A 26,433-nucleotide genomic window follows, 5' to 3' on the forward strand; every position below is an offset into this window, starting at 1 on the left:
CGTTGATCGCATGAGCAGCGGTGTCCTCTCCTCCCTCCCGGTCCGCCGCACCGTCGACTGGCGGCTGCGCTTCGGGCTCCTCTCCCTCGTCTGGGGTTTCAGCTTCCTCTTCATGAAGGTGGGGACCGAGGCGTTCGCCCCCTTCCAGGTCACCCTGGGGCGGCTGGTCTTCGGCACGGCGGTGGTGGCCGTGGCGATGGCGGTGAAGCGGGAGCGGCTGCCGCGCGGGGCGTGGACCTGGCTGCATCTGGCGGTCGCCGGTCTCCTGCTCAACGCGCTGCCGTTCTCCCTGTTCGCCTTCTCGGAGCTGACCATTCCGTCGTCCCTCGCGGGCATCTGCAACGCGACCTCGCCGCTGTGGGGCATGGCCCTGTCGCTGGTGGCCCTGTCGGAGGACCGGCCGACGCGGCGACGGGTGGCGGGCCTCGGCATCGGCTTCCTCGGCGTCCTGACGGTCCTGGGGGTCTGGCAGGGCTTCGACGGCCTGGACGTCACGGGCACGGCGCTGGCGCTGCTGGCCTCGCTCAGCTATCCGATCGGCTGGATCTACGTCCGCCGCACGCTGGCCGGCTCCGGCCACTCCCACCTCTCGCTGACGGGAGCGCAACTGGGCCTCGCCACGCTGCAACTGGCGGTGGTGACACCGCTGTTCACCTCGATGCCGGCCGGCTTCCCAGTGGTGCCGGTGCTGGCGGTCGCGGCGCTGGGCACCCTCGGCACCGGGTTCGCGTTCCTGCTGCAGTACGCCCTGGTCGCCGAGGTCGGGCCGACGACGGCCCAGATGGTCACGTACTTCACGCCCGTCATCGCCACGGCCGCCGGTGTCGTGGTCCTCGGCGAGTCCCTGTCCTGGTCGACGCCGGTCGGCGCGGCGATCGTCCTGGCGGGCGCGGCGCTGACCCAGTCCCGGCCGCGGACGGCCCCAGAGGCCGGGAAGCAGCCGCCCCGGCCCCCGGAGCGCCGGGCGGAGCGCCAGAAGGCGACGGCTCAGGCAGCCGGGCACGACGGGCGGCCCTTGCGTCAGACGTGACTGCGCAGCCGTCCCGCCCCGGGCCCCACCGCCGAGGCGACCGCCTCCGCGAGCGGCCCGATGTCCTCCTCCCCCAGGGTCGACACGGTGATCCGGACGCCGGGCGGCGTACCCAGGCGGAAGCGGGCGCCGGGGGCGACGGCCCAGCCCGCCTGCAGCAGGCGGGCGACGGCGCCGGTCTCGTCCGGCACCGGGATCCACACGTTCATGCCGCTGCGTCCGTACGCGGCGATCCCGCGGTCGGCGAGCGCGCCGATCAGCGCCTCCCGACGCCTCCCGTACGCCGCGGCCACCGCCGACGTGTCTACCGAGCCGTCCGCCCACAGCCGGACCACGGCGCGCTGGGTGACGCGGCTGACCCAGCCGGGGCCCAGCCGCTGCCGCCCGCGCACCCGGTCGAGGGTGACGGAGTCCCCGGTGAGCACGGCGAGGCGCAGGTCGGGACCGTAGGCCTTGGCGGCGGAGCGGACGAAGGCCCAGTGGTGCGTCGTACCGGCGAGGGGATGCAGGGGCAGGTCGACGATGCGGTGGCCGTGGTCGTCCTCGATCAGCAGCGTGTCGGGGTGGTCGCGCAGCACGGCGCGCAGGGCGCGGGCGCGCGGGGCGCTCAGCGCGGCGCCGGTGGGGTTCTGCGCGCGGTCCGTGACGACCAGGGCACGGGCGCCGGCCGCGAGGACCCGCCGTACGTCGTCGGGCAGCGGCCCCTCGTCGTCGACCCCGACGGCGACCGTGCGCAGGCCGAGCGCGGGGACGAGGTCGAGCAGGCTGCCCCAGGACGGGTCCTCGACGGCGACGGCGTCGCCCGGTCTGAGGTGCGCCGCGAGGACCCGCTCCATCGCGTCCAGCGCCCCGGACGTGACGGCCAGGGGCCTGTCCGGCACGCCGTCGGCGTCGAGTTCGGCCCGGGCGAGGCGCAGCAGGTCCGGCTCCACGGGCGAACTGCCGTACAGCACCGGCTCCCGGTCCCCCTGCTCGGCCGCCGCGGCGAAGGCGGGACCCAGCGGCGGCAGCAGCGCCGGATCGGGGTTGCCGTCGGAGACGTCGCGCACCCCTTCCGGCACGTCGACCTGGATGAAGTCGCGTCCGGTGGTGGCCGGCTGCGCGCGCACCCGGCTCCCCCGGCGCCCGGCCGTCTCGATGACCCCGCGCTCGCGCAGCGTGCGGTAGGCGGCGGCGACCGTGTTCGGGTTCACCCCCAGCCGCTCGGCCAGCTCCCGCATCGGCGGCAGCGCCTGGCCCGGCTCCAGCTCGCCGGAGCCCACCGCGCGCTCCACGCTCGCGGAAATCTCCGCTGCGCCCCGCCCCGTGATCAGATATTCTCCTAGCACAAAGCCAATTATGCACTAGTGCAATGGAGAGCGCCATGCAGGGGACCACGCGGACGCAGCCACAGCCCGGCTCCACCTACCCGCCCACCGACCGCACCGTCCCCACCCGCTCCGCCGACCGGGCGTCCTACGACAAGGAGCTGGTGCACTCGATACTCGACGAGGGCTACGTCTGCCATCTCGGCTTCGTCCGCGACGGCGCCCCGGTGGTGCTGCCGACGCTCTACGGCCGGATCGGCGAACGGCTCTACGTGCACGGCTCGACGGGCTCGCGCCCGCTGCGGATGACGGGCGCCGCCGACCCGGGGCTGCCGGTCTGCCTGACGGTCACGCACGTGGACGCGCTGGTGCTGGCCCGCTCGGCCTTCCACCACTCGATCAACTACCGGTCGGTGGTGGTGCACGGCACCGCGTACGAGGTGACGGACCCGCAGGAGAAGCGCACGGCCCTGGACGCGCTGGTCGACCAGGTCGTCCCTGGGCGGTCCCGGGACTCGCGGCCCGCCAACAAGAAGGAACTGGCCGCCACCGCCGTCATCCGCCTGGACCTGGACGAGGTCTCCGCCAAGCTGCGCACCGGGGGCGTGAACGACGAGCCCGAGGACCTCGGCCTCGCGCACTGGGCCGGTCTCCTTCCGCTGCGCAAGGGCTACGACGCGCCGGTCGCCGACCCCGGCCTCGCGGCCGGCACCGGACTGCCGGACTACCTGGCGGTGCGCTGACCCGTCCGTCCGGGCCCCGCCGTACGACCGCGCGCCCCCGCTCCCGCCGGGCGAGGAGACTCACCCGGCGGGAGGGAGGCCGGAGGTCACGCCGGGGCCGGCCGGGTCCTCGCCGCCCGGGTCTCCGCCACCGCGAGCCCCGCCACCGAGCCGAGCATCAGCAGCGTGCCGGCGAGGGTCGCCGCGGTGAGGTGCTCACCGAGCAGCAGCACGGCGAGCGCCGCCGCGCTGACGGGCTCGAGGAGCATGATCACGGAGACGGTGGCGGACCGGACGACGGCGGCGCCGGCGAAGTAGAGCCCGTAGGCGAGGGCGGTCGGCACGGCGGCGACGTACGCCAGGAGCCACAGCAGCCGGGCCGGGTCCGCAGTGTGCGGGACCAGCCCCTCCGCGAGGGCGAGCGGCAGCAGGCACAGGCTGGTCACGGCGAACGCGCCGACGGACGTACCGGCCGCGTCCGCCCCGCCGTCCCGTCCCCACCAGCGGGTGAGCAGGGTCATCACCGAGTACCCGGCCGCGGACAGCAACGCGAGGAGCACCCCGGACAGGCGCACGGTGGTTCCCCCGCCGCCGAGGACGAGCACCGCGAGCCCGGCGAGCGCCCCGGCCACGGCCGTGACTCCGCCCAGGCCCAGGTGCTCCCCGAGCGCGAGGCGGGCGCCGAGCGCGATCAGCACCGGGCCCGCGCCGAGCGTGACGACGGTGGCCACCGCCAGGCCGGTCGACTGCACCGCGGCGAAGTAGGCGGTCTGGAACACCGCGAGGCCCAGCCCCGTCACGAGGGCGCGCAGGGCCTTGCGGGCGAACGGTTCGCGCACGGCGGGGCGTTCGCGGCGGCGCCTGAGCGGGCGGGCGGCGAGCAGCAGGAGGAGCCCGATCGCACAGCGCCAGAACGACAGGGTGACGGGCCCCATGTCGCTGGCCCGGTAGACCAGCGAGGCGGCGGCACCGGCGGTGCCCCAGGCGACACCGGCGACGATCAGATAGAGGAGGCCACGCCCGACGGGCAGGCCGGCAACGGCATTCGACACGATTTCTCTCCGCAGACGCGCACGGGGCGCGGGAGTGGTGAGCGGCCCCGGGACGACCGGGGGCGCGTGGACTGCGTCTGCGGGCAGCACCGACCGGCCCGGCGGTCTCGCGCCGGACTGGTCACAGGGCCCGCCTCAGGCGGCCGGAGGCGGGAGGACGAGCGCGTCGGAGTGCATGATCCGTACCTTAGGTCGCCGTGCCGCGGCCGGACAACTCCCGTTCCGGTCCGCCGCTCGCCACCGGGGCGGCGGAGCCCTTGGCGGGTGTCGAGGACTGCGCGATGAAGGCGCCGACCAGGACCACCGCGCCGCCGACGATCTGCGGGGCGGACAGGTGCTCGCCGAGCAGCACCCAGGCCAGCACGGTCGCGACGACGGCCTCCAGGCAGGCCACCACACCGGCGACCTGCGGCGACAGGCGGCGCACGGCGACCACGCCGGTGACGTAGGCGAGCACGGTGGCGATGAGCACGATCCAGGCCAGCAGCAGGGCGGCGGCGACGGGAGTCCCGTCCATGGGGGCGCTGTGCGCGAGGACGGACCACTCCATCGACCAGGGGCGGGCCACGACGGTGAGCACGGCAGCGCCGACGAGCAGACCGTAGGCGATGACGCCGAGGGGGTCGGGTGCCTCCTCGCCGGCGTCGCTGCCCTGGTCGGACAGGACGAAGTAGCCGACCTGGCAGCAGGCGGCACCGAGCGCGAGCAGCAGCCCGAGGGCGTCGAAGCGCAGTCCCGACCAGACCTCCACGACACAGGCCAGGCCGCCGACCGCGAGGACCACCCCGAGCGCCGCCGCCCGTGTCACCGGCCGTCGCTGCACGAACCGCACCCAGCCGAGCACCAGCGCCGGCGCCAGGTACTCGACGAGCAGCGCGACCCCCACGGGGATGCGGGAGATCGCCGCGAAGTAGCAGGCCTGGACCCCGGCCACGGCGAACAGGCCGAACCCGGCGAGCAGGGCCGGCCGGCTGCGCAGCAGCGCGCGGTGGCGCACGGCGAGCGGCAGCATCACCAGCGCCGCCCCGGCCACGCGCAGCCAGACCACGTGGAGCGGGTCCAGTCCCGCCTCGATCAGCGGCTTGGCCGCGACCCCGGACCCGCCGAAGGCGACCGCGGACGCGAGCGCCAGACCGAGCCCGGCTCCCTTCCCGCTGCTGCCGCGGGCGCTGTCAGACGTATGCACCGGCACATGATGACAGGGGATGACATGAGCGTCATCCCCATTGACACCTGTCTCACCGACTGGACGTGCCCTGGTGCTCCGTCACCCCGGCGAGGACCGCGCGGGGTTCGATCGCGGCGCGGGCCAGCACCTCCACGGCGCGCGCCTGCGGGTCGGCGACGAGGGCGGCGAGCAGATCGAGGCCGCCGGCCCGGTCCCGTCCACGCCGGGCGGCCCGCTCGCCGGCGTCCTCCATAGCGGCAGCGGCCAGCGGTGAGAAGCCGGCGGCCCCGGGCACCACGGGTACGGCGCCGGAGTCCTCCACGGCGCTCTGCCAGCGCAGGCCGTAGCCGATGCTGCGCTGCACGAGGTAGCCGAGCAGCCGGGCGATCCGAGGGCCGTCGCCGAGGACGGCCCGGGCGTCGGCGTCGTGCTCCAGAAGTGAGTGCAGCAGGTGGGCGGTGTCGATCTGCCGGTCGCCGTCCCGCACCGCTCGGCGGCGGGCGCCCGTGACCACCGGCGCCAGTTCCGGGCCGAACCGGTCATCGGCGTCGGTGCCGACCGGGGGCCGGGGGTCTTGCTCGCCGGCCGACTGCCGGGGGATACGGGGTTGCACAACCCCTAGCTCATCAGCCGCACGGGCCCGGAGCATCCCCGGAGGGGAGCATTTCGGCGTCCCACGCCGAGTGGACGCGCTCGGCCGGAATCTCCTCCTTACGGATGAGATCAAGCCGTTTCGCCCTTCTCGGGGCGCGCCGCCTTGCCGCGCCCCACGGGGGCAACCCATCCGTGCCGTCGCGGGTCCGACAGGGGTATGAGGAGCGATTGCTGGCTCGTGTCCCTCCCCGCCGTCGACGGCAGGGAGTACGTGTACCGGGTGTACGCACCCGAGGAAGCACTGCTCGCCGATCTGTTCTGGGAGGCGTGGCACTGCCACGACGAGAGCGCCCTCCCGCGCGCCTGGGACCTCTTCGACGCGGCGGTGATACGGCGCCTGCGCTGAGCCGCCCGGACGCCGAGGTGCCCCGCGGAAGGGATCCGCGGGGCACCGGGGAGACCGGCGGTCAGTCCTCGTCGGCGAGGATCAGGTACAGCTTCTTGCGGGCGTCGCCGATGACGGTGAGCGCCTTCTCCCGCTGCTCCTTGCTGCCGGTCTTCCAGACCTGGCCGAACGCCTCCAGCAGCCCGAACCCGGCCTGCCGGACCTCGCTCAGGGCTTCCCAGTCGACGCCCCGCGAAGCCTCCTCCCAGGGAGCCTCGGGGCCCTCCTCGGCGGCGGCGCGGCCGGCCTCGGTGAGCGCGAACAGCTTCTTGCCGCCCTCGCTCTCGCTGGCGATCAGGCCCTCGTCCTCCAGGAGCTGAAGGGTCGGGTACACCGAGCCGGGGCTGGGCTTCCACGCCCCGCCGCTGCGCTCGGCGATCTCCTGGATCATCTCGTAACCGTGCATCGGCCGGTCCCTCAGCAGGGCCAGGATCGATGCCCGTACGTCTCCGCGCCGGGCCCTGCCCCTGGGTCCGCCGCGCCCTCGGGCGCCCCAGGGCCCCCCGTGGCCGAATCCCGGTCCGAAGAGGCCGCCGGGGCCGCCGCCGGGGCCGCCCGGTCCGAAGGGGCCGAAGGCGGCGCGCCGGCCGTCGAAGTCGCCGCGGCCACCGCGACCGAAGGGGCCGGCCTCGCCGCGGCCGTGCCCACCGTGTCCACGCTCGTATCCGTGGGTGTTCATGACGATCACTCCATCCATGTGTTCTTCGTCGTTTCAGTCGGCGATCTTTCGCGAACCAATCGCGAACCATCCCGATGCCTCGACGATATATCGGAAGCTGTCGGTCGGCAAGCGTTCCCCGGGCATCGGTCCAGAACTTCGGGATTGGCCTTGGTCCACCGCTCCGGCGAGCGCCTAGCGTCGGGGCATGCGCATCCGAATCGTCGACGCCTTCACCGACCGGCCCTTCGCGGGCAACCCCGCCGGAGTCCTGCTCCTCGACGCGTTCCCGGACGACGACCGGCTCCAGCAGGTCGCCCTGGAGGTCAATCACGCCGAGACCGCGTTCGCCCACCGGCTGCCCGCCGGCGGCGAGGCCGACTGGGCGCTGCGCTGGTTCACCCCGGCCACCGAGGTCGCGATGTGCGGCCACGCGACCCTCGCCACCGCCCACGTCCTGCACACCACCGGCGCTCACGAGGGGCCGGTGCGGTTCGCCACCCGCAGCGGCGTCCTCGTCGCGTCACCGGCCGCGGACGGCTCGATCACCCTGGACTTCCCGACCGCGCCGCTCACCCCGGTCGACGCCCCGGCGGGGGTCGCCGAGGCACTCGGCGCCGAGCCCCGCGCGGTCCTCGACACCGGACCGAACCTCGGGGACCTGCTGGTCGAGGTCGCCGACGAGAAGACCGTGCGCGCTCTGACCCCGGACCACAGGGCCCTGGCCGCCCACTCCGAACGCGGCATCATCGCCACCGCCCGCGCGGAGGACCCCGCCCGCGGCTACGACTACGTCTCCCGGTGCTTCTTCCCGAACGTCGGCATCGACGAGGACCCGGTCACCGGCAGCGCCCACACGGCCCTCGCCCCCTACTGGTCCGGGCTCCTGGGCCGTCCGGACCTCACCGGGCTCCAGGCCTCGCCCCGCTCCGGCCGGGTCCGCACCGAACTGCGCGGCGAGCGCACCCTGCTGTGCGGCCGCGCGGTGACGGTGATCGAGGGAGAACTGCTGGCCTGAACCGGTGGAGGGGCGCGGCCGCCCAGCAGGGTGCGCCCCTCCACCGAAGCGGCGTCAGGCCGTCGGCAGCCAGTCCACCTTCCCGGCGAGCAGCGCGTAGCCGACGAAGGCGCCGATGTCGAGCAGCGTGTGCGCCACCACCAGCGGGCCCACGCGTCCCCACCGGCGGTACAGGTACACGAACACCACGCCCATGACCATGTTGCCGATGAAGCCGCCGATGCCCTGGTAGAGGTGGTACGACCCGCGCAGCACCGAACTGGCCGCCAGCGAGGCGCCGGGACTCCAGCCGAGCTGGTCGAGCCGCCGCAGCAGATAGCCGACGACGATGACCTCCTCCAGGACGGAGTTCTGCGCCGCCGAGAGGATCAGCACCGGGTACTTCCACCAGACGTCCGGAAGCGCCTCGGGAACGACGGTGAGGTTGAAACCGAGTCCCCGGGCGGCCAGGTAGAAGGCGATGCCGGTGCTGCCGATGACGGCCGCGATCACGGCACCGCGGCCCAGGTCCGGCCACGGACGGGTGCGGTCGAAGCCGAGGGTGCGCAGGCCCTGCCCTTCGCGCAGCAGGAAGTGGGCGACGAGGGCGACCGGGACGAGGGCCGTGGTGATCCCGAAGAGCTGCCAGGCGAGGTCCAGCCAGGGACGGCCGGGCGCGGCGGAGGAGTTGAGGGTGGCCGCCTGGTCCTTGAGCCCGCCGGGGCGGGTGACCGAGCCGACGAAGCTGATCAGGGCGGAGACCCCGCTCGCGCCGAGCGAGAGCGCCAGGACGAGCAGCGTCTCGTCACGCAGCGTGCGTCGCGACGGCCGCTCCTGGGGAGCCGGCTCCCCGTGCGCCGCCTGTCGAGGGAAGGAATCGTCCACCGGGCCCGCCTCCGCCATGCACACCTGCCTCCAGCTGGGACGTCACAGCTTGCCCGATCAGTATGGGGCGGTGCGCGGCGGGGTGCGGGCCCGGTGTCCGCGTGCGGCGAGGCGGCGGCCCGGGGCCCTCAGCCCGTCGTCGCCGGCTCCGGCAGGCCCACCGGCCACAGGTGCACGGGGTCGCCCTCGCGCATCAGCTCGACGTAGCGGCGGGTGGTGGCGGCCAGCGCGTCCTCCCGGGACAGGCCCGCCTCCAGTGCCCGGTGGAAGGTGGCGGCCTGCCAGGACGCGCCGTTGACCCGGCGACGGCACCGCTCCTCGATGACGCCGAGGTAGAAGTCCCGGTCGGCGGGCTCCACACCCCACGCGTCGAGACCGGCCTCTGCGAGCGGCAGCAGTTCGTCGCGGACGAGGACGGCGGCGTCGACCTCCGTGGTCCCGCCGAGCCGGCCGCGCCGGGGCCACTCGAAGCGGGCGTCGATGCCGTGCCGGCAGGCGGCTTCGAAGTTGGCCGCGGCGGCCTCGAAGGGCAGCCGGTGCCACAGCGGCCGGGGCTCCTCGGCGAGCGCCCGCACCACGCCGTAGTAGAAGGCCGCGTTGGCGATGACGTCGGTGACGGTGGGGCCGGCCGGCAGGACGCGGTTCTCCACGCGCAGGTGCGGCACGCCGTCGGCGATGTCGTAGACGGGGCGGTTCCAGCGGTAGACGGTGCCGTTGTGCAGGACGAGTTCGGAGAGCGAGGGCACGCCGCCCGCGTCCAGGACCTCCAGCGGGTCCTCGTCGTCGCAGATCGGCAGCAGGGCCGGGAAGTAGCGCCGGTTCTCCTCGAAGAGGTCGTACGCCGAGGTGACCCACCGCTCGCCGAACCAGGTGCGCGGGCGGACGCCCTGGGCCTGGAGCTCGGGCGGGCGGGTGTCGGTGGACTGCTGGAACAGCGGGGGCCGGGACTCCCGCCACAGCTCGCGGCCGAACAGGAAGGGCGCGTTGGCACCGACGGCGATCTGCGCGGCGGTGACCGCCTGGGCGGCGTTCCACACGGCGGCGAAGCGGTCGGGGGTGACCTGGAGGTGCAGTTGCACCGAGGTGCAGGCCGCCTCCGGGGCGATGGACTTGGAGGTGCAGGTCAGGCGCTCGACACCTTCGATGTCGAGGGTGAAGTCCTCGCCGCGGGCGGCCACGATCTGCTCGTTGAGCAAGGCGTAGCGGTCGACGGCGGAAAGGTTCGACGAGACGAGGTCGTCGCGGTCCAGCGTCGGCAGGATTCCGATCATCGCGATTCCCGCGTCCACCTCGCCGGCCTTGCGGTCCGCATATGCCAGGGACGTACGGATCTCCTCGGCGAGACGATCGAATACCCGGCCGCCCAGCCGGTGGGGCGCGATGTTCACTTCCAGGTTGAACATCGCGAGTTCCGTTTGGAAGTCGCGACTCGCGATGCGTTCCAGGACTTGCGCATTCAACATTTTCGGCATCCCGTCGGTACCGACGAGATTCAATTCGATCTCCAGCCCCATCAGGTTCTTCGGGCGGTCGAACCGCTTCTCCGCCAGCAGTCGCTCCAGGCCGGTCAGGCACCGCTGGAGCTTCTCGCGGTAGCGCTGGCGATCGGACAGGTCGAACTGACCTGCCACGACCTTCTCCCCCATGGAGGCTTCCCTTCTCGGAGCGGTGCGTCGAAGATCCGGTCGCCGGCGACCGGTCAGGATGGATGATGCCCAGCCGAAGCGATCGATAACGTCGTCGCGGCGGCCCGGCACCCGCTACGCTGTGCCGATGTGACCGCTGGCACATTCACCGGGCATGGCACCTCCAGCAGTTTCCCGGCCCGGTAACTCGTGAAAAACGCCGATGACAATCGGCCGACCGCTCGGCGCGCATTCCCCGAGGTCACCGTCGCACACCCGGTTCGAAATCCGGAGGATTCCCGCATATCGGCGGCCGGATACAAGCTTGAACGGGTTACCGAAATCGGCTAGCGGAAACACAGTCTGAACACATGTCGTATAAACTCCGCTGACAGGCAGATGACCGGCGCCCACGGTCGATGGATCCTGCCGCCGGTCGAGGCGCGACAGGTCCCACCCACTTCTCGGTTTCCGGACCCCGGCCCCTGCCTCCCCCAGCCCCGTGAGCCGACAGCGTCGTCCGCCCCGCCCTCGCGCCACCCTGCCTTCGAATGAGAGGCGACCCATCATGCCCCTGCATGTCCCGCCGGCCCCCGCGCCCGCCCTGCGCACCGTCCTCACCGCCCTCTCCTCTCCGACCGCGGTCCGGGAGGCCCGGACGCCCTCGCTGCTGCGCGCGCAGGGACCCACCACGCCCGAACTCCCGTTGCCGGTACATGTGCTGGAGCGGCTCACCCCGGAGGGCGTGACGGCGACCCGTCTGACCGGGTGGCGGTTCCTGATCCGCTGCGGCGACCGGGCCGTGGCGGCGGCGGAGACCGTGCTGACACCGGACGGCTGGGCCTTCTCGCGCTTCTTCGAAGGCCCGTACGTCACCTCGACCGAGCGCGCGCTGCGCCAGGCCGAGTCGGTTCCCCAGGCGTACCAGCCGCGACTGCTGTCGGTCCCCGGCCTGTACATGCTGACGCTGTGGCTGCACGGCGACACCGCCGCGGACGCCGCCGCCGGGCACCCCGCGGCGACCGATCTGCTGGTGCCGCTGGCACCGGCGCCTCCCGGCATCGCGGCCCACCTGCCGCACCGGGTCGCCGACCTGCTGCCGGTCCTCACGCACCGGGTGGCGCCGACGCGGTTGCTGCGCTCGCCCGTCTGACCGGTCCTGGTCACCCCACCCGCGCGGACTAGCCCCATTCGGCCATGCCGAACCACCCGAAGGGACAGTGCAGTTGGGATGAACCGTCCGCGCGGGTGACGCGTCATCAACCTGTGAGAAGCGGTGCCGCGAAATCCCTGCGGAACGACGCCCGTGGGGCAACACTGGTTCGGACCGACCGAAACAACGGGGGGCGGCCATGAACGACGTTTCACGCCGCGGGACAGACAAGACAGCACACTCACCCGTCACGACAGACCGAGAGACCCCACTCATGTGTCAGCACCAGCCACCGTGCCCCTCAGCCGACTCCGCCGACCGGGAATCCGCCCGCCTCGTGGCGCACCACCCGGAGCAGGGTTGGAGCCTGCTGTGCAACGGCGTCGTCCTGTTCGAGGACACCGGTGAGCTCCTGCCGGACGGCCGGGTCATCGCGCCGCACCGCCCCCTCGGTGCGGGTCTGACGACCGCCGCCTGAGCACCGGCCGGGCGGCGGGCACCGCTCCGCCCGGCGAACCGAGGGGCCGGCCCGCGGACGTGCGGTCCGCGCGCCGGCCCCGACGTGCGTCCGCGGCCGGTCACCGCGCGAGGTGGCCCGTACCCCGGGCCGCCTCCGGCGCGGTCACCCGCCCTCAGCTCCGGGAGGCCAGCTCCTCGAGGGCGATGTTCAGTTCCAGGACGTTCACCCTCGGCTCGCCGAGGAAGCCGAGGGTGCGGCCCTCGGTGTGCTCCTCGACCAGCTTCCCGACCTGTTCGACGGGCAGGCCGTTGTTCCGGGCGACCCGCGGGACCTGCAGTTCGGCGTAGGCCGGGGAGATGTGGGGGTCCAGTCCCGAGCCCGAGGAGGTCACCGCGTCGGCGGGTACGTCGGACCGCTCGACGGTGTGGCCCGGCACCGAGTTGTCCTCGATGACGGCCGTCTGCGCGGCCCTGATCCGCTCGACCAGTTCGGGGTTGTCGGCGGCCAGGTTGGTGGCGCCGGACAGCAGCAGCCGGTACCGGGTGTTGAGGGTGTTCTCCCCCAGCCCGTCGGCGGGGCGACCCTGGAACCACTTCGGATCCGGCGCCGGCGTCTCCTGCCCCGGCGCCGGCGGCAGGGTGTAGGACTGGCCGATCAGCGAGGAGCCGACGACGCGGCCGTCCGCCTCCACCCGCGAGCCGTTGGCCCGGTCGCGGAAGAGGGCCTGGGCGGCACCCGTGACCGCGAGCGGGTAGAGGACACCCGTCACCACGGTCAGCACGAGCAGGGCGCGCAGTCCGGCGCCGAGCAACCGGGCGGTGTTCGATACCGAGTTGTTCATGGCGGTCAACCGATTCCGGGAATGAGGGACAGGAGCAGGTCGATGAGCTTGATGCCGACGAAGGGGGCGACCAGGCCGCCGAGGCCGTAGACCGCGAGGTTGCGCCGCAGCATCCGGTCCGCGCTCATCGGCCGGTACCGCACGCCGCGCAGGGCCAGGGGCACCAGCACCATGATGATCAGCGCGTTGAAGATCACCGCCGAGAGGATCGCCGAGTCCGGCGAGGACAGGCGCATGATGTTGAGCTTGTCGAGGCCGGGGTGGACCGCCGCGAACAGCGCCGGGATGATCGCGAAGTACTTGGCCACGTCGTTGGCGATGGAGAACGTGGTGAGCGCGCCCCGGGTGATGAGGAGCTGCTTGCCGATCTCGACGATCTCGATGAGCTTGGTCGGGTTGGAGTCGAGGTCGACCATGTTGCCGGCCTCCTTGGCCGCCGAGGTGCCCGTGTTCATCGCCACGCCGACGTCGGCCTGGGCGAGCGCGGGCGCGTCGTTGGTGCCGTCCCCGGTCATCGCGACCAGCTTGCCGCCCGCCTGCTCCCGTTTGATCAGGGCCATCTTGTCCTCGGGCGTCGCCTCCGCGAGGAAGTCGTCGACGCCCGCCTCGTCCGCGATCGCCTTGGCCGTCAGCGGGTTGTCGCCCGTGATCATGACGGTCTTGATGCCCATGCGCCGCAGTTCCTCGAACCGCTCCCGCATGCCGTGCTTGACGACGTCCTTGAGGTGGACGACGCCCAGTATCCGGGCGCCGTCGGCGTCCTCCACGGCGACCAGCAGCGGCGTTCCGCCCGCCTCGGCGATGCCGTCGGCCAGCCGCTCCGTGTCCTCGGCGACCTCCCCGCCGCGCTCGCGCACCCAGGCGGTCACCGAGCCGGCCGCGCCCTTGCGGATGCGCCGGCCGTCGACGTCCACGCCGGACATGCGGGTCTGGGCCGTGAAGGAGATCCACTCCGCGCCGGCCAGCTCCCCCCGGTGCCGCTCGCGCAGCCCGTACCTCTCCTTGGCGAGCACGACGACCGAGCGGCCCTCGGGCGTCTCGTCGGCCAGCGAGGAGAGCTGCGCCGCGTCCGCCACCTCGGCCTCGGTGGTGCCGCGCACCGGCACGAACGCCGCCGCCTGCCGGTTGCCGAGCGTGATGGTGCCGGTCTTGTCCAGCAGCAGCGTGGAGACGTCACCGGCGGCCTCGACGGCACGGCCCGACATGGCCAGCACATTGCGCTGGACCAGACGGTCCATGCCCGCGATGCCGATCGCGGAGAGCAAGGCGCCGATCGTGGTCGGGATCAGGCACACCAACAGGGCCACCAGCACCACCAGCGTCAGACGGGCGCCCGCATAGTCGGCGAAGGACGGCAGGGTGGCACAGGCCAGCAGGAAGACGACGGTCAGCGAGGCCAGCAGGATGTTCAGCGCGATCTCGTTCGGCGTCTTCTGCCGTGCCGCGCCCTCGACCAGGCTGATCATCCGGTCGATGAAGGTCTTGCCCGGCTCGGTGGTGATCCGGACGACGATGCGGTCGGAGAGCACCTTGGTCCCACCGGTGACGGCGCTGCGGTCACCGCCGGACTCACGGATGACGGGGGCCGACTCGCCGGTGATCGCCGACTCGTCGACCGACGCGACGCCCTCGACGACGTCGCCGTCCCCGGGGATGACGTCCCCGGCCTCGCAGACCACCAGATCACCGACGCGCAGGGCGGTGCCGGGGACGGTGCCGCCGTCGACGCGGCGGGCGACGGTGTCGGTCTTGGCCTTGCGGAGCGTGTCGGCCTGCGCCCTGCCCCGGCCCTCGGCGACCGCCTCCGCGAGGTTGGCGAAGAGCACGGTGAGCCAGAGCCAGGCGCTGATCGTCCAGCCGAACCAGTCCCCGGGGTCCTTGAAGGAGAAGACCGTGGTCAGCACCGAGCCGATCCACACCACGAACATCACGGGCGACGTGACCATCACCCTGGGGTCGAGCTTGCGGAACGCCTCGGGCAGCGACGCGAGCAGCTGCGCGGGCTTGAGGACCCCGGCGCCGGAGGGTGCGGAGGCGGTTGGGGTGGTGGCTGCGGACATGGCGTCCTCGTGCTCCTGTACGCGGGTGGTCATCAGGCGAGCCCTTCGGCCAGCGGGCCCAGGGCCAGCGCGGGGAAGTAGGTGAGCCCGACGATGATCAGGACGGCGCCGGCCAGCAGGCCGCTGAACATCGGCTTCTCGGTCCGCAGGGTGCCCGCGGTGGCCGGCACCGGCTGCTGTGCGGCCAGCGAACCGGCCAGGGCCAGGACGAGGACCATGGGCAGGAAGCGGCCGAGCAGCATGGCGAGGCCGGTGGTGGTGTTGAACCAGTCGGTGTCGGCGTTCAGCCCGGCGAAGGCCGAGCCGTTGTTGTTCGCGGCGGAGGTGAAGGCGTAGAGGATCTCGGAGAACCCGTGGGCGCCGGGGTTGAGCATCGAGTCGGGCGGCGTGGGCAGGGCCATGGAGAGCGAGGTGAACACCAGCACCAGGGCCGGGGTGATCAGGATGTACAAGGCCGCCAGCTTGATCTCGCGGGGGCCGATCTTCTTGCCCAGGTACTCCGGTGTCCGCCCGACCATGAGTCCGGCGATGAAGACCGCGACGACCGCCATGATCAGCATGCCGTAGAGCCCGGAGCCGACGCCGCCGGGCGCGATCTCCCCGAGCATCATGCCCAGCATGGTGATACCGCCGCCGAACCCGGTGTACGAGGAGTGGAAGGAGTTGACGGCGCCGGTGGAGGTGAGCGTCGTGGTCACCGCGAAGAGCGACGAGCCGCCGATCCCGAAGCGCAGTTCCTTGCCCTCCATCGCGCCGCCGGCCGCCTGCGGAGCGGGGCCCGGGTGGGCGAACTCGGTCCACATCATCAGCGCGACGAAGCCGATCCAGAGGGCGGCCATGGTCGCGAGGATCGCGTAGCCCTGGCGCACCGAGCCGACCATCAGGCCGAAGGTCCGGGTGAGGGCGACGGGGATCAGCAGGATCAGGAAGATCTCGAACAGGTTGCTGAAGGGCGTCGGGTTCTCGAAGGGGTGGGCGCTGTTGGCGTTGAAGTACCCGCCGCCGTTGGTGCCCAGCTCCTTGATGACCTCCTGCGAGGCGACCGCCCCGCCGTTCCACTGCTGAACGCCGCCCGTGAACTGTCCGACCTCGTGGATCCCGGAGAAGTTCTGGACGACCCCGCAGGCGACCAGGATCAGCGCCCCGACGACGGCCAGCGGCACCAGCACCCGGGTGACCCCGCGCACCAGGTCCGACCAGAAGTTGCCCAGCTCGCCGGTGCGGGCCCGCGCGAATCCGCGGACGAGGGCGACGGCGACCGCCATGCCGACCGCCGCGGAGACGAAGTTCTGCACGGCGAGACCGGCGGTCTGCACGACGTGCCCCATCGTCTGCTCGCCGTAGTACGACTGCCAGTTGGTGTTGGCGACGAAGGACGCGGCGGTGTTGAAGGCCTGCGCCGGGGCGACGGAGTCGAAGCCGAGCGAGCCCGGCAGGACGCCCTGGAGGCGCTGGAGCAGGTAGAGGAAGAGGACACCGGCGAAGGAGAAGGCGAGCACGCCGCGCAGATAGGCGGGCCAGCGCATCTCCGTGTCCGGGTCGGCGCCGATGCCCCGGTAGATCCACTTCTCGATCCGCAGGTGGCGGGGGGAGGTGTAGACCCGGACCATGTGGTTGCCCAGCGGAATGTGCGCGAGCGCCAGTGCGCCGATCAGGGCCAGCGCCTGGAGCACGCCGGCGGTTACGGGACCCATGTCAGTTCTCAGAACCTCTCCGGGAAGATCAGGGCGAGGACGAGATAACCCAGCAGGGCGACGGCCACGACCAGGCCGACGACGTTCTCGGCGGTCACAGCTTCGTCACCCCCTTGGCGACGAGAGCCACGAGCGCGAACACCGCGATCGTGGCGACGACGAAGGCCAGGTCGGCCATCGTGAGCTCCTGGAGTGAGGTTCGGTTGCGACTAGGACGCTTCGAGCAAACCCCCGGAAGTGACCGGATACGCCCGCTGTTGACGGGTCCCATACGGTGGTCTGCGCGCCTTTGACGGTTCTCTTACGGCGCTCCCGTGCGACGCGTTCCGGCGCCCACCGCGCGGCACCGCGCCCCGCCCACGGTCGCCCCCTGACCACCGCACTCGCACCCGGGCCCTATCGTGACCGGCATGCAGTCCTACACGATCGGCCAGGCGGCGCGGCTGCTCGGCGTCAGCCCGGACACCGCCCGCCGCTGGGCCGACGCGGGCCGGATCACCACCCACCGCGACGAGGGCGGACGGCGCCTGGTCGACGGGCGGGACCTGGCCGCCTTCTCGGTCGAACTCGCCCGTTCCGCGGGCACCGACGAGGAAACGCCGCACACCTCGGTGCGCAACGCGTTCCCCGGCATCGTCACGGCGATCAAGCTCGGTGACGTGGCCGCACAGGTCGAGATCCAGGCCGGCCCGCACCGCCTGGTCTCCCTTCTGACCCGGGAGGCGGTGGAGGAACTCGGCCTGGAGGTCGGCATGGAGGCCACGGCCCGCGTGAAGTCGACGAACGTCCATGTCGACAGGACCTGACCCGCGGCCCGAGGCGTGCTGTACGAACGCACATGCAAGGTGTTCGGCGCATGAGGCTCGCTCATGCGATGACACAGCAGACTTACACCTGGCAGATGCGCCAGTATGATCGACGCAACGGGGAGTCCGCCGTGCGTCCGGTCACGGTCACCGGGCCTGCCGGGCTCCTGCCCAGGACGCAGAGGGAGTGGCCCCGTGATGACCCGTTCCGTGCCCAGGACCCGCCGCATCCGCCGTAGTCTGCGAGTGAGCGGCGGCATCCGCCGGAGTCTGCGAGTGAGCGGCGCGGGCGCCGCCGTGCTGCTGACCCTGAGCGCCTGTTCGTCGTCCTCGGGCGCGGACGAGGACGCGGGCTCGGCCGGGTCCTCGTCGAAGGTCTCCGGCCAGGTCACCGTCTTCGCCGCCGCCTCGCTCAAGGAGAGCTTCACGAAGCTCGGCGAGACGTTCGAGCAGCGGCACCCGGGCACCGAGGTCAGCTTCAACTTCGGCGGCAGCGACTCCCTGGCCGCGGGCATCACCAGCGGCGCCCCGGCGGACGTCTTCGCCTCCGCCAGCCCGAAGACGATGGCCACCGTCACCGACGCCGGCGCCGCGGCCGGCGAACCCTCCACCTTCGTACGCAACCGGCTGGAGATCGCCACCCTGCCGGGCAACCCCGAGCGGATCTCCTCCCTGGAGGACCTCACCGCCTCCGGCCTCAAGGTGGTGCTGTGCGACAAGAGCGTGCCGTGCGGCGCCGCGGCACAGAAGGCACTGGCGGCCGGCGGTCTCGACCTCACCCCGGTCTCCTACGAGCAGGACGTCAAGGCCGCCCTGACGAAGGTCGAGCTGAAGGAGGCCGACGCCGCCCTCGTCTACCGGACCGACGTCAGGGCGGCCGGCGGCAAGGTGGCGGGCGTGGACTTCCCCGAGGCGGCCGAGGCCGTCAACGACTACCCGATCACCGTCCTCGAGGACGCGCCCAACCCGGGCGCGGCGAAGGCGTTCGTCGCGCTGGTGAAGTCCGCCGAGGGGCAACGGGTGCTGACGGACGCCGGGTTCGGCACGCCATGACCAAGCACGGCCCCCGCCGGTCCGGCACCCGCACGGTGCCGGTCCCGCTGCTGGTGCCCGCGCTCGCCGGCCTGGCCTTCCTGCTGCTGCCGCTGGTCGCGCTGCTGGTCCGCGCTCCGTGGCGCGATCTGCCCGACCAGCTGACCAGCCCGGAGGTGTGGCAGGCACTGCGGTTGTCGCTGCTGTGCGCCACCTCGGCGACCGTGTTGAGTCTGGTCGTCGGCGTGCCCCTGGCCTGGCTGCTGGCCCGCACCGAGTTCCCCGGCCGCGGCTTCGTACGGGCGCTGGTGACGCTGCCGCTCGTCCTCCCCCCGGTGGTGGGCGGCGTGGCGCTCCTGCTGGCGTTCGGCCGCAACGGCGTCGTCGGGCAGTGGCTGGACGCGTGGTTCGGGATCACCCTGCCCTTCACGACGACGGGTGTCGTGCTCGCCGAGACCTTCGTGGCGATGCCGTTCCTGGTGATCAGCGTCGAGGGCACCCTGCGTGCGGCCGACCCCCGCTTCGAGGAGGCCGCCACGACGCTGGGCGCCTCCCGTTTCACCGCCTTCCGCCGGGTCACGCTGCCGTTGATCGCGCCGGGCATCGCGGCGGGCGCCGTGCTGGCGTGGGCGCGGGCACTGGGCGAGTTCGGGGCGACGATCACCTTCGCGGGCAACTTCCCGGGCCGGACCCAGACCATGCCGCTGGCGGTGTACCTCGCCCTGCAGAACGACCCGGCGGCGGCGATCGCCCTCAGTCTGGTGTTGCTGGCCGTCTCCATCGCCGTGCTGGCCGGGCTGCGGGACCGCTGGATGAGGGCGTCATGACGGGCCGGGCGAAGGCGTCCGGCGGACCGGACGAGGGCGACATGAACGATACCGGCGGACCCGCCACCGGCGCGGGACGGACCGTCCCCGCGCGAGAACCCGCCGTCACGGAGCCGCCCGGCGGCCGCTGTCCCGACGGTGGCCTCGACGCCCGGCTCGTCGTGGACCGCGGCACCTTCCGGCTCGACGTCACGCTGACCGCCGCACCCGGCGACGTCGTCGCGCTGCTCGGCCCCAACGGAGCGGGCAAGACCACCGCCCTGCGCGCACTGGCCGGGCTCGTGCCGCTCGGCGACGGCCACCTGCGCCTGGGCGGCACCGACCTGGACCGCACGCCCCCCGAATCCCGGCCGGTCGGCGTGGTCTTCCAGGACTACCTGCTCTTCCCGCACCTGTCCGCGCTCGACAACGTCGCGTTCGGGCCGCGCTGCCGGGGTGCGAGCAAGGCACAGGCCCGTGCGCTGGCCGCCGGCTGGCTGGACCGCATGGGCCTGGCCGAGCACGCGGGTGCCAAGCCCCGCCGCCTCTCCGGCGGCCAGGCCCAGCGCGTCGCGCTCGCCCGGGCCCTCGCCACGCACCCCCGGCTGCTCCTCCTGGACGAGCCCCTCGCGGCACTGGACGCCCGCACCCGGCTGGAGGTGCGCGCCCAGCTCCGCCGTCACCTGGCCGAGTTCGAGGCCGTCGCCGTACTGGTGACCCACGACCCGCTGGACGCCATGGTGCTCGCCGACCGGCTGGTCGTGGTCGAGCACGGTCGCGTCGTGCAGGAGGGCGCCCCCGGCGACATCGCCCGCCGGCCGCGCACGGACTACATCGCCCGGCTGGTCGGCCTGAACCTCTACCGCGGGCACGCCGACGGCCACACCGTCCGCCTGGACGCCGGCCCGGCCATCACCACCACCGAGAACCTCTCCGGGGCGGTCTTCGTGGCCTTCCCGCCGAGTGCCGTGACCCTGTACGGGGAACGCCCCGAGGGCGCCAGCGCGCGCAACCTGTGGCGCTGCGAGGTCGCGGGCCTGGAGCCCCACGGCGACCAGATCCGCGCGGACCTGACGGGCGAACTCCCGCTGGCCGCCGACCTCACCACGGTCGCCGCCGCCGAACTCGGCCTCCACCCGGGGGCACCGGTGTGGGCGACGGTCAAGGCGACGCAGACGCACGCATACCCGGCATGACGCCCTCGCCGGGCTACCGTGCCCTCCATGAGCCTGAGCATCCGCAACCAGCTCCCCGGCACCGTCACCACCGTCACCTCGGGCGAGGCGATGGCGACGGTCCGGGTCCGCCTCTCGGGCGGCCAGGACGTCACGGCGGCGATCACCCGGGACGCCGCCGACGACCTCGCGCTGGCCCCCGGGACCGCCGTCCACGCCCTGGTGAAGTCGACGGAGGTCTCCCTGGCCACCGGCCGCGTCGAGGGCCTGTCCATCCGCAACCGGCTCCCGGGCACGGTCACCGCCCTGAGCACCGGCGCGGCGATGGCGTCCGTCCAGGTCGCCGTCGAGGGCGCCGAACTCACCGCGGCCATCACCCGGGACGCCGCCGACGACCTCGGTCTCGCCGTCGGGGCCCCGGTCGTCGCGCTGGTGAAGTCGACGGAGGTCTCCCTGGCCACGGTGTGACCACGAAGACGGTCGAGGCCCCGCCCGGTCCCCCTGCGGGTCCGGGCGGGGCCTCGGCACGACGGCTCAGTCCTCGTACGCGTCCAGCGGCGGGCAGGAGCAGACGAGGTTCCGGTCACCGTAGGCCTGGTCGATCCGGCGGACCGGCGGCCAGTACTTGTCGGCGGCGGACACCCCGGCCGGGAAGACGGCCTCCTCGCGCGAGTAGGCGTGGTCCCAGTCGCCGCCCAGCGCGCCCGCGGTGTGCGGGGCGCCGCGCAGCGGGTTGTCCTCGGCGGGCCAGGCACCGGAGCCGACCTTCTCGATCTCCGCGCGGATGGCGATCATCGCCTCGCAGAAACGGTCCAGCTCGGTCAGGTCCTCGGACTCGGTCGGCTCGATCATCAGCGTGCCGGCCACCGGGAAGGACATCGTCGGCGCGTGGAAGCCGTAGTCGATCAGCCGCTTGGCGACGTCGTCGACGCTGACGCCGGTCGCCTTGGTCAGCGGGCGCAGGTCGATGATGCACTCGTGCGCGACCAGGCCGCCCGGACCGGTGTACAGCACCGGGTAGTGCGGCTCCAGGCGCTTGGCGATGTAGTTGGCGGACAGCACGGCCACCTGCGTGGCCCGCTTGAGGCCCTCGCCGCCCATCAGCCGGACGTACGACCAGGAGATCGGCAGGATGCCGGCCGAGCCCCAGGGCGCCGCCGAGATCGGGCCGACGCCCGTCTGCGGACCGGCCGCGGGCTGCAGCGGGTGGTTGGGCAGGTACGGCGCCAGGTGCGACCGTACGGCCACGGGGCCGACGCCGGGACCGCCGCCGCCGTGCGGGATGCAGAAGGTCTTGTGCAGGTTCAGGTGGGAGACGTCGCCGCCGAAGTGGCCCGGCTTGGCGAGGCCGACCAGGGCGTTGAGGTTGGCGCCGTCCACGTAGACCTGGCCGCCGGCGTCGTGCACCCGGGCGCAGATGTCGGCGACGTGCTCCTCGAAGACCCCGTGCGTGGACGGGTAGGTGATCATCAGCACGGCCAGCTCGTCGCGGTGCTTCTCGATCTTGGCGCGCAGGTCCTCGACGTCGATCTCGCCGTCCTCGGCGGTCTTGACGACGACGACCTTCATGCCGGCCATGACGGCGCTCGCCGCGTTGGTGCCGTGCGCGGAGGACGGGATGAGGCAGACGGTGCGCTGGTCGTCGCCGTTGGCGCGGTGGTAGCCGCGGACGGCGAGCAGGCCGGCGAACTCGCCCTGCGACCCGGCGTTCGGCTGGAGCGAGACCTTGTCGTACCCGGTGACCTCGGCGAGCCGCTCCTCCAGCTCGCGGATGAGCGTCAGGTAGCCCTGCGCCTGCTCGGCGGGCGCGAAGGGGTGCAGCTGGCCGAACTCGGGCCAGGTGACCGGCTCCATCTCGGTGGTCGCGTTGAGCTTCATGGTGCAGGAGCCCAGCGGGATCATGCCGCGGTCCAGCGCGTAGTCCCGGTCGGCGAGGCGGCGCAGGTAGCGCAGCATCGCCGTCTCGGAGCGGTGCTGGTGGAAGACCGGGTGGGTGAGGAAGTCGTCGGTGCGCAGCAGCGCCTCGGGCAGCGTCTCCTCGGTGGCGGCGTCCAGCGCCTCGATGTCACCTTCGACGCCGAAGGCGTTCCACACGCCGCCGACCTGGGCGCGCGTGGTGGTCTCGTCGCAGGCGAACGAGACGTGGTCGGCGTCGACGAGGCGCAGGTTGATGCCGTTCTCGCGGGCGGCGTGGACGATCGCGTCGGCCCGGCCGGGCACCCGCGCGGTGACCGTGTCGAAGTAGGCGCCGTGCACGATCTCGACGCCGCCGGCCGCGAGGCCCGCGGCGGTGACGGAGGCGTAGCGGTGGGTGCGGCGGGCGATGGCCCGCAGCCCCTCAGGGCCGTGGTAGACGGCGTACATGCCGGCCATCACGGCGAGCAGCACCTGGGCGGTGCAGATGTTGCTGGTGGCCTTCTCGCGGCGGATGTGCTGCTCGCGGGTCTGCAGGGCCAGGCGGTAGGCCTTGTTGCCGTCGGCGTCCACGGAGACGCCGACCAGGCGGCCCGGCAGGCTGCGGGCGAACTTCTCGTGCACCGCCATGTAACCGGCGTGCGGTCCGCCGAAGCCCATCGGCACACCGAAGCGCTGGGTCGTGCCGACCGCGATGTCCGCGCCCAGTTCGCCGGGCGAGGTGAGCAGCGTGAGGGCGAGCAGGTCGGCGGCGACGGTGACGAGGGCACCCAGCTCGTGCGCCCGGTCGATCACCGGCTTGATGTCGCGGACGGCACCGGAGGCGCCCGGGTACTGGATCAGGACGCCGTTGATCTCCCGCTCGGCGACCTCGGCGGGGATGCCCTCGGCGAGGTCGGCGACGACGACCTCGACCCCGGTCGGCTCGGCACGGGTCCGGATGACGGCGATGGTCTGCGGCAGGGCGTCCGCGTCGACCAGGAAGAGGCCCTTCTTGTTCTTGCCCATGCGCCGGGACAGCGCCATCGCCTCGGCGGCGGCGGTGCCCTCGTCCAGCAGCGAGGCGCCGGAGGTGGGCAGGCCGGTCAGCTCGGCGACCATCGTCTGGAAGTTCAGCAGGGCCTCCAGACGGCCCTGGGAGATCTCCGGCTGATACGGCGTGTACGCGGTGTACCAGGCCGGGTTCTCCATGACGTTGCGCAGGATCACCGGCGGGGTGAACGTGCCGTAGTAACCCAGGCCGATCATGGAGTCGAGGACCTGGTTGCGATCGGCCAGCGAGCGCAGCTCGGCCAGCACCTCGGCCTCGGAGCGGGCACCGGGCAGGTCCAGCGCGTCGGCGTTCTTGATCACATCCGGCACCGCGGCGGCCGTCAGCTCGTCGAGCGAACCGTAACCGACCTGCGCGAGCATCTTGGCCCGGGCCTCGTGGTCGGGGCCGATGTGGCGCTGCTCGAACGGCATGGCCTGTTCGAGTTCGGTGAGCGGGGTGCGATGGGCGGTCATTGCGGAGGCCTCCTGGTCTGACGACCTGCGAGGGGCACCACGGCGCGGGTACCCGGACGGCCTCCCCCTCTGTCATCTCGACCTGAGAGCTTCACCGGGGGCCCGAGGGCTCTCCCGGCTTTCACCGTCGGTGAGAGCGGAAGCCGTCGACACCCGCCCTGCTTTCCAGAGTGACCTCGTCCGTGCGGTACGTGAGCCTGAGAGATTCCGGGGAGGATTTGCTCCTTCGGCGCCTCCGGTGATGCCCGGAGGACTCTCCCGCACGGGGTCAGCAGCCGTTGCCAGAGTACCAGCGAGGTCGCCGCACGGACCTTCGAGTGGCCGAGCGGCCCTATGTGCTCTTTCGTAGTGACTACGGATGATTTCGGCGGCTGGCGGGTCGGCTGGTGCACGACCCCAGTACGACCATGTGGAGGGCCCGTGCGTACCGAGATAGACCCGCGCAACCTGATCGGCCGCAAGGCGTTCGACCGCAACGGCGCCCGGATCGGCACCGTCGACGAGGTCTATCTCGACGACGCCACCGGCGTCCCCGAATGGGCGGCCATCCGCACCGGTCTGTTCAGCAGGGACGCGTTCGTGCCCCTGGAGCCGAGTGAGCTGGTGGACGGCGCGCTGCGGGTGCCCTTCGACCGCTCCCTCATCAAGGAGGCCCCCGACTTCGGCGTCGGCCGCCACCTCTCGCCGGAGCAGGAACTCCAGCTCTACCACCACTACGGCCTGGACGTGGCCTCCCCTCCCCCGCCGCCCGACCACGACTTCGGCAAGCTGGCCGGCCGGGGCAAGGAAGACGCCTGACGCTCGGACCCGCGCCGCCGGCCCGCCGCACCGCCCGTCAGCCGGGCAGCCGGGCAGCCGTCAGCCAGCAGTCGGCAGTCGGCAGTCGGCAGTCGGAGACGCACGTCCCGCGGGGTCCGGCCCCGCGGCTGCCGGGCCGGTCACTCCCCCGGCCCCGGACCCGGCCCGGGCATCGGCCCCGGGGCATCCCGACCCCCGTCAAGTCCCAGGACCTGTCTCCACCTCGGCCCTCGACCCCGTGCCGGCCCAGGCCGCATCGGCGGCTGCCCCGGACGCCCCGTGGATCTCGGACGCCGGCCCGGGGCCGCCGGGTCTGCACGGGACGGCCGCGACCATGGGGACCGGCGGCACCAGCGGCAGCGGATCCGCCGGAGTCAGGTCCGGGTCGTCGACCGGGAAGGTCCGGACGCGGCCGGTCTCCGAGTACGGCGTCTCGAAGCGCACGGTGACCCGGCCGAGGCCGCTGCCCTGCACCCAGCCGTGCCCGTGCTCCGTGTGCCGCACGTCGTGCCCGGCCGGCCACCGGCGCTCACCGGGTGCCGGGCGCTGTTCCGCGGCCGGCTCGGCCGTGGTCTCGGAGTCGTCGGCGATCTCGGCGGCACGGTCTCCCGCCGCCTGTGCGAAGAGGTCCTCCTGCGTGTAGTCGGCGAGCCCGGTGACGCCGACGCCCAGCAGGCGCACCCCGCCCGTGGTGTCCACCAGGTCCAGCAGGCGGGCCGCCGCCTCCCGCACCACCGCCGGGTCGTCCGTCGGCCCGCGCAGCGTCTCCGACCGGGTCAGCGTGGAGAAGTCGTACCTGCGCACCTTGAGGACGATGGTCCGCCCGGACAGCCCGGAACCCCGCAGCCGGCGCACACACCGGTCCGCCAGCCGCCGCACCTCCATGCCGACCCGCGTGCGGTCATGGATGTCGATGTCATAGGTGTCCTCCACCGACACCGACTTGGTCTCCCGCTCGGCCACCACCGGCCGCTCGTCGCGGGCCAGGGCCATGGCGTACAGGGCGTGCCCGTGCGCCTTGCCCAGCAGTCGCACCAGCTCGTCCTCGCCCGCCTCGGCGAGTTCGCCGACCGTGGTGATCCCGGCCCGCCGCAGATGGTCGCCGGTGGCCGGGCCGACGCCGGGCAGCGTGCGCACGGACATCGGCTCCAGCTTGGCCCGCTCCGTCCCCGGCGGGATCAGGACCAGCCCGTCGGGCTTGGCCTCCTCCGAGGCGATCTTGGCCAGCATCTTGGACGCGGCCAGCCCCACCGACCCGGTGATGCCGGTGACCGCGCGGATGTCCGCGCGCAGCTTCTCCCCCGCCAGCCGGGCCGAGGCCGCGTCCCACGCCGCCCCGCCCGCCTCCAGGTCCACGAACGCCTCGTCCAGGCTCAGCGGCTCCACCAGCGGCGACAGGGCCCGCAGGAGCCGCATCACCTGCTCGCTGATCGTCCGGTACAGCTCGAAGCGCGGGACGAGGTACGCGGCGTTGGGAGCGAGGCGCCGGGCCTGCCCCATGGGCATCGCCGAGTGGACACCGAAGACCCGCGCCTCGTACGAGGCGGTGGCCACCACCCCGCGCGGCCCGAGGCCACCCACGACCACGGCCTTCCCCCGCAGACTCGGCTTGGACGCCTGCTCCACCGAGGCGAAGAAGGCATCCATGTCGAGATGCAGGATCGTGGGCGCGGTTCTCACGCTTCCGATGGTGCCCTACGCCACT

General features: G+C 73.0%; 25 protein-coding genes and 1 riboswitch. Of the genes, 12 read left to right on the plus strand and 13 right to left on the minus strand.

Going from position 1 to position 26,433, the window contains the following annotated elements; all coding sequences use genetic code 11:
• Positions 1-10: 10 nt before the first annotated feature.
• Positions 11-1,030: a DMT family transporter gene (locus tag ACFZP7_RS06265; protein WP_385634050.1), complete on the plus strand. Its 1,020-nt coding sequence runs from the start codon at positions 11-13 to the stop codon at positions 1,028-1,030.
• Here the strand turns inward: ACFZP7_RS06265 and ACFZP7_RS06270 are convergent.
• Positions 1,021-2,358 carry an aminotransferase class I/II-fold pyridoxal phosphate-dependent enzyme gene (locus ACFZP7_RS06270; protein ID WP_385634051.1) on the minus strand — a complete coding sequence of 446 codons (1,338 nt, stop codon included), beginning with the start codon at positions 2,356-2,358 and terminating at the stop codon, positions 1,021-1,023. The two genes, ACFZP7_RS06265 and ACFZP7_RS06270, sit on opposite strands and share 10 nt — an antisense overlap.
• 35 nt (positions 2,359-2,393) lie before the next feature.
• Here ACFZP7_RS06270 and ACFZP7_RS06275 point away from each other — a divergent pair, with 35 nt between their 5' ends.
• Entirely contained in the window at positions 2,394-3,080 is a 687-nt protein-coding gene (locus ACFZP7_RS06275) for a pyridoxamine 5'-phosphate oxidase family protein (RefSeq protein WP_019327606.1), read from the plus strand.
• An 86-nt stretch (positions 3,081-3,166) separates the two neighbouring features.
• Here the strand turns inward: ACFZP7_RS06275 and ACFZP7_RS06280 are convergent, their stop codons facing one another.
• The 3 genes from ACFZP7_RS06280 to ACFZP7_RS06290 form a co-directional block, all read right to left on the minus strand.
• Complete coding sequence (locus ACFZP7_RS06280; protein WP_019327607.1) at positions 3,167-4,111, minus strand: DMT family transporter; 945 nt, start codon at positions 4,109-4,111, stop codon at positions 3,167-3,169.
• Between the two features lie 187 nt (positions 4,112-4,298).
• Positions 4,299-5,303 (minus strand): DMT family transporter, encoded by a 1,005-nt coding sequence (locus tag ACFZP7_RS06285; RefSeq protein ID WP_019327608.1) that lies wholly within the window; start codon positions 5,301-5,303, stop codon positions 4,299-4,301.
• A gap of 46 nt (positions 5,304-5,349) precedes the next feature.
• Positions 5,350-5,892 (minus strand): Clp protease N-terminal domain-containing protein, encoded by a 543-nt coding sequence (locus tag ACFZP7_RS06290; protein WP_193516063.1) that lies wholly within the window; start codon positions 5,890-5,892, stop codon positions 5,350-5,352.
• A 219-nt stretch (positions 5,893-6,111) separates the two neighbouring features.
• Here ACFZP7_RS06290 and ACFZP7_RS06295 point away from each other — a divergent pair, with 219 nt between their 5' ends.
• On the plus strand, positions 6,112-6,279 hold the full coding sequence (locus ACFZP7_RS06295) for a hypothetical protein (RefSeq protein WP_019327610.1): 168 nt from the start codon (positions 6,112-6,114) through the stop codon (positions 6,277-6,279).
• 61 nt (positions 6,280-6,340) lie between these two features.
• On the opposite strand, the gene ACFZP7_RS06300 is transcribed toward ACFZP7_RS06295, so the two are convergent.
• Positions 6,341-6,997 (minus strand): PadR family transcriptional regulator, encoded by a 657-nt coding sequence (locus ACFZP7_RS06300; protein ID WP_385634052.1) that lies wholly within the window; start codon positions 6,995-6,997, stop codon positions 6,341-6,343.
• 187 nt (positions 6,998-7,184) lie between these two features.
• Here ACFZP7_RS06300 and ACFZP7_RS06305 point away from each other — a divergent pair, with 187 nt between their 5' ends.
• Positions 7,185-7,994 carry a PhzF family phenazine biosynthesis protein gene (locus ACFZP7_RS06305; protein ID WP_385634053.1) on the plus strand — a complete coding sequence of 270 codons (810 nt, stop codon included), beginning with the start codon at positions 7,185-7,187 and terminating at the stop codon, positions 7,992-7,994.
• Positions 7,995-8,048: 54 nt separating this feature from the next.
• Here ACFZP7_RS06305 and ACFZP7_RS06310 read toward each other — a convergent pair whose 3' ends face one another.
• Positions 8,049-8,876, minus strand: coding sequence for a CPBP family intramembrane glutamic endopeptidase (locus ACFZP7_RS06310; RefSeq protein WP_030976271.1), 828 nt, complete (start codon positions 8,874-8,876; stop codon positions 8,049-8,051).
• 110 nt (positions 8,877-8,986) lie between these two features.
• Positions 8,987-10,504: a glutamate-cysteine ligase family protein gene (locus ACFZP7_RS06315; protein ID WP_019327614.1), complete on the minus strand. Its 1,518-nt coding sequence runs from the start codon at positions 10,502-10,504 to the stop codon at positions 8,987-8,989.
• Between the two features lie 547 nt (positions 10,505-11,051).
• Here ACFZP7_RS06315 and ACFZP7_RS06320 point away from each other — a divergent pair.
• Positions 11,052-11,636 (plus strand): hypothetical protein, encoded by a 585-nt coding sequence (locus ACFZP7_RS06320; protein ID WP_046250091.1) that lies wholly within the window; start codon positions 11,052-11,054, stop codon positions 11,634-11,636.
• Between the two features lie 274 nt (positions 11,637-11,910).
• Positions 11,911-12,114, plus strand: a complete 204-nt coding sequence (locus tag ACFZP7_RS06325) for a DUF5999 family protein (RefSeq protein ID WP_029393806.1) — start codon at positions 11,911-11,913, stop codon at positions 12,112-12,114.
• A gap of 154 nt (positions 12,115-12,268) precedes the next feature.
• Here the strand turns inward: ACFZP7_RS06325 and ACFZP7_RS06330 are convergent, their stop codons facing one another.
• From ACFZP7_RS06330 to kdpF, 4 genes are read right to left on the minus strand one after another with little or no spacing between them, the layout of a single operon-like run.
• Positions 12,269-12,937, minus strand: a complete 669-nt coding sequence (locus ACFZP7_RS06330) for a potassium-transporting ATPase subunit C (RefSeq protein WP_385634054.1) — start codon at positions 12,935-12,937, stop codon at positions 12,269-12,271.
• A gap of 5 nt (positions 12,938-12,942) precedes the next feature.
• On the minus strand, positions 12,943-15,030 hold the full coding sequence (kdpB, locus tag ACFZP7_RS06335) for a potassium-transporting ATPase subunit KdpB (protein WP_385634055.1): 2,088 nt from the start codon (positions 15,028-15,030) through the stop codon (positions 12,943-12,945).
• A complete protein-coding gene (gene kdpA / locus ACFZP7_RS06340; protein ID WP_031020774.1) occupies positions 15,030-16,691 on the minus strand; it encodes a potassium-transporting ATPase subunit KdpA in 1,662 nt (553 codons plus the stop codon). The genes kdpB and kdpA overlap by 1 nt, the downstream gene beginning before the upstream one ends.
• 8 nt (positions 16,692-16,699) lie before the next feature.
• Positions 16,700-16,789, minus strand: coding sequence for a K(+)-transporting ATPase subunit F (gene kdpF, locus ACFZP7_RS06345; RefSeq protein WP_009326374.1), 90 nt, complete (start codon positions 16,787-16,789; stop codon positions 16,700-16,702).
• A 312-nt stretch (positions 16,790-17,101) separates the two neighbouring features.
• Here kdpF and ACFZP7_RS06350 point away from each other — a divergent pair, with 312 nt between their 5' ends.
• From ACFZP7_RS06350 to ACFZP7_RS06370, 5 genes are all read left to right on the plus strand, one after another.
• On the plus strand, positions 17,102-17,497 hold the full coding sequence (locus ACFZP7_RS06350) for a molybdopterin-binding protein (protein WP_046249298.1): 396 nt from the start codon (positions 17,102-17,104) through the stop codon (positions 17,495-17,497).
• A gap of 198 nt (positions 17,498-17,695) precedes the next feature.
• On the plus strand, positions 17,696-18,550 hold the full coding sequence (gene modA / locus ACFZP7_RS06355) for a molybdate ABC transporter substrate-binding protein (protein WP_385634056.1): 855 nt from the start codon (positions 17,696-17,698) through the stop codon (positions 18,548-18,550).
• Entirely contained in the window at positions 18,547-19,356 is an 810-nt protein-coding gene (locus ACFZP7_RS06360) for an ABC transporter permease (protein ID WP_385634057.1), read from the plus strand. The genes modA and ACFZP7_RS06360 overlap by 4 nt, the downstream gene beginning before the upstream one ends.
• Positions 19,353-20,531, plus strand: coding sequence for an ABC transporter ATP-binding protein (locus ACFZP7_RS06365; protein ID WP_385634058.1), 1,179 nt, complete (start codon positions 19,353-19,355; stop codon positions 20,529-20,531). The genes ACFZP7_RS06360 and ACFZP7_RS06365 overlap by 4 nt, the downstream gene beginning before the upstream one ends.
• Positions 20,532-20,558: 27 nt before the next feature.
• Entirely contained in the window at positions 20,559-20,978 is a 420-nt protein-coding gene (locus ACFZP7_RS06370) for a molybdopterin-binding protein (RefSeq protein WP_385634059.1), read from the plus strand.
• Between the two features lie 66 nt (positions 20,979-21,044).
• Here the strand turns inward: ACFZP7_RS06370 and gcvP are convergent, their stop codons facing one another.
• Complete coding sequence (gcvP, locus tag ACFZP7_RS06375) at positions 21,045-23,930, minus strand: aminomethyl-transferring glycine dehydrogenase (protein WP_385634060.1); 2,886 nt, start codon at positions 23,928-23,930, stop codon at positions 21,045-21,047.
• Positions 23,931-24,105: 175 nt separating this feature from the next.
• Positions 24,106-24,201, minus strand: a riboswitch (glycine riboswitch).
• Positions 24,202-24,350: 149 nt separating this feature from the next.
• Between gcvP and ACFZP7_RS06380 the strand changes: the two genes are divergently transcribed.
• Entirely contained in the window at positions 24,351-24,728 is a 378-nt protein-coding gene (locus ACFZP7_RS06380) for a PRC-barrel domain-containing protein (RefSeq protein WP_019327628.1), read from the plus strand.
• A 198-nt stretch (positions 24,729-24,926) separates the two neighbouring features.
• Here ACFZP7_RS06380 and ACFZP7_RS06385 read toward each other — a convergent pair whose 3' ends face one another.
• Positions 24,927-26,408, minus strand: a complete 1,482-nt coding sequence (locus ACFZP7_RS06385; protein WP_385634061.1) for a DNA polymerase IV — start codon at positions 26,406-26,408, stop codon at positions 24,927-24,929.
• Positions 26,409-26,433: the final 25 nt, after the last annotated feature.

Source organism: Streptomyces sp. SudanB5_2050 (genome assembly GCF_964272335.1).
Taxonomy (GTDB): Bacteria; Actinomycetota; Actinomycetes; order Streptomycetales; family Streptomycetaceae; genus Streptomyces; species Streptomyces rochei.

Coding starts and splice junctions, on each gene's coding strand:
- ACFZP7_RS06325 (WP_029393806.1), top strand. CDS start 11,911: ATGTGTCAGCACCAGCCACCGTGCCCCTCAGCCGACTCCGCCGACCGG.
- ACFZP7_RS06300 (WP_385634052.1), bottom strand. CDS start 6,997: ATGAACACCCACGGATACGAGCGTGGACACGGTGGGCACGGCCGCGGC.
- ACFZP7_RS06305 (WP_385634053.1), top strand. CDS start 7,185: ATGCGCATCCGAATCGTCGACGCCTTCACCGACCGGCCCTTCGCGGGC.
- ACFZP7_RS06350 (WP_046249298.1), top strand. CDS start 17,102: ATGCAGTCCTACACGATCGGCCAGGCGGCGCGGCTGCTCGGCGTCAGC.
- ACFZP7_RS06315 (WP_019327614.1), bottom strand. CDS start 10,504: ATGGGGGAGAAGGTCGTGGCAGGTCAGTTCGACCTGTCCGATCGCCAG.
- ACFZP7_RS06275 (WP_019327606.1), top strand. CDS start 2,394: ATGCAGGGGACCACGCGGACGCAGCCACAGCCCGGCTCCACCTACCCG.
- ACFZP7_RS06310 (WP_030976271.1), bottom strand. CDS start 8,876: ATGGCGGAGGCGGGCCCGGTGGACGATTCCTTCCCTCGACAGGCGGCG.
- gcvP (WP_385634060.1), bottom strand. CDS start 23,930: ATGACCGCCCATCGCACCCCGCTCACCGAACTCGAACAGGCCATGCCG.
- ACFZP7_RS06365 (WP_385634058.1), top strand. CDS start 19,353: ATGACGGGCCGGGCGAAGGCGTCCGGCGGACCGGACGAGGGCGACATG.
- kdpA (WP_031020774.1), bottom strand. CDS start 16,691: ATGGGTCCCGTAACCGCCGGCGTGCTCCAGGCGCTGGCCCTGATCGGC.
- ACFZP7_RS06320 (WP_046250091.1), top strand. CDS start 11,052: ATGCCCCTGCATGTCCCGCCGGCCCCCGCGCCCGCCCTGCGCACCGTC.
- ACFZP7_RS06360 (WP_385634057.1), top strand. CDS start 18,547: ATGACCAAGCACGGCCCCCGCCGGTCCGGCACCCGCACGGTGCCGGTC.
- ACFZP7_RS06370 (WP_385634059.1), top strand. CDS start 20,559: ATGAGCCTGAGCATCCGCAACCAGCTCCCCGGCACCGTCACCACCGTC.
- kdpB (WP_385634055.1), bottom strand. CDS start 15,030: ATGACCACCCGCGTACAGGAGCACGAGGACGCCATGTCCGCAGCCACC.
- ACFZP7_RS06265 (WP_385634050.1), top strand. CDS start 11: ATGAGCAGCGGTGTCCTCTCCTCCCTCCCGGTCCGCCGCACCGTCGAC.
- modA (WP_385634056.1), top strand. CDS start 17,696: ATGACCCGTTCCGTGCCCAGGACCCGCCGCATCCGCCGTAGTCTGCGA.
- ACFZP7_RS06330 (WP_385634054.1), bottom strand. CDS start 12,937: ATGAACAACTCGGTATCGAACACCGCCCGGTTGCTCGGCGCCGGACTG.